General features: G+C 41.9%; 1 protein-coding gene and 1 pseudogene. Both read left to right on the top strand.

Going from position 1 to position 1,522, the window contains the following annotated elements:
* Positions 1 to 219, top strand: a pseudogene (locus tag UC75_RS21725) (2-dehydro-3-deoxyphosphogluconate aldolase); the annotation flags it as partial.
* A gap of 186 nt (positions 220 to 405) precedes the next feature.
* On the top strand, positions 406 to 1,522 hold a 1,117-nt coding region (locus tag UC75_RS13600), incomplete at its 3' end, for a gluconate:H+ symporter (protein ID WP_228137373.1).

The raw sequence follows: 1,522 nt of genomic DNA, 5'->3' as shown, positions 1-1,522 counted from the left end.
GGAGTTGAGATGCTGAAAGCATTTTATGGTCCATTTCCAAACTTACGTTTTTGCCCGACTGGCGGAATTACGGCAGAGTCAGCGCCAGATTTCTTAAAGCAACCAAACGTAGTGTGTGTAGGTGGTTCATGGTTAACGCCTAAAGCTGCTGTAGCTGCACAAGATTGGGCTGAAATTACTCGCTTAGCGCAAATTGCGAGTCAGTTGAGAGCACTGTAAATGTAGTCAATATTTATAAAAAATGAAGTGCATTCTATGTACTTTAAGGCTGTATTGAGGTGGCCAGTTTGTGCTGGTCACACCTAAATATAAAAATTTAGTGTCTTAACAGTAGGAATTACTGTGGTTGAAGACCTTTGTTTGGGCAGTGTGCCTAAATAGCATTATTCCAAGGAGAAGTATCACATGGAGACCGTTCAGGGTGGCATGTTGCTTATCTACACTGTAATCGCGATTATTGCATTGGTTGTCATGATCGCGAAGTTCAGAATTTATCCATTTCTTGTTCTTATTATTGTTTCACTCGGTTTGGCTTTGGCTGTTGGTATGCCAATGGGCGATATTGTTAAGTCATACGAAGCTGGTACTGGAAAAACCTTGGGCCACCTTGCGATTGTAATCGCACTGGGAACAATGCTCGGAAAAATGATGGCCGAGTCTGGTGGAGCAGAGCGAATAGCAATTACTTTAATTAAGTGGTTTGGTGAGAAAAATATTCACTGGGCCATGATGTTTATTGCGCTTATTGTTGGTCTTCCCGTATTTTTCGAAGTAGGTTTCGTTCTACTCATTCCAATTGCGTTCAATATTGCTAAGCGAACTGGCAAATCTTTACTGGTTGTTGGCTTGCCAATGGTCGCTGGTTTATCGGTTGTACATGGCTTAATTCCGCCACATCCGGCGGCATTATTGGCAGTACAGGCTTATCATGCTGATATTGGTAAAACGATTGCTTACAGCTTAATCGTCGGTGTGCCAACGGCTATTGTTGCTGGACCATTGTATGCACTGTGGATTAATAAGTACGTCAAATTGCCTGAAAATAACCCGTTAGCAAAACAATTTATTGAAGCAGATACAAATAGAACTCGTGAGTTGCCAAGCTTTGGGATTACCTTATTTACGATTATGCTGCCAGTAGTGTTGATGTTAATCGGAAGTTGGGCAGATCTTTTCTTTGCACCACAGACTTTCGCAAATGATTTACTACGTTTCATTGGTACTTCTGATATCGCATTACTCATCGCCGTACTGGTCAGCTTTATTACCTTTGGTACGATGCAAGGCTTTAACCGTGAACAAATTGAAAAATTCTGCGGCGGATGTTTAGCTTCTATTGCTGGAATTATGTTGATTGTTGGTGCAGGTGGTGGTTTTGGTGGCATTTTACGTGACACAGGAATTTCTAATGAGATTGTGTCCACAGCCTTAAAGGCAAATTTGTCGCCATTATTGTTGGGTTGGTTTGTTGCAGCATTGATTCGTTTGGCAACAGGTTCTGCAACGGTTGCTATGGCTACAG

The sequence above is a fragment of the Acinetobacter sp. V2 genome (genome assembly GCF_001188385.1).
Classification (GTDB): Bacteria; Pseudomonadota; Gammaproteobacteria; order Pseudomonadales; family Moraxellaceae; genus Acinetobacter; species Acinetobacter oleivorans.
Note: the sequence above shows the minus strand (reverse complement) of the source record. Positions and strands in the feature narration are given on the sequence as shown.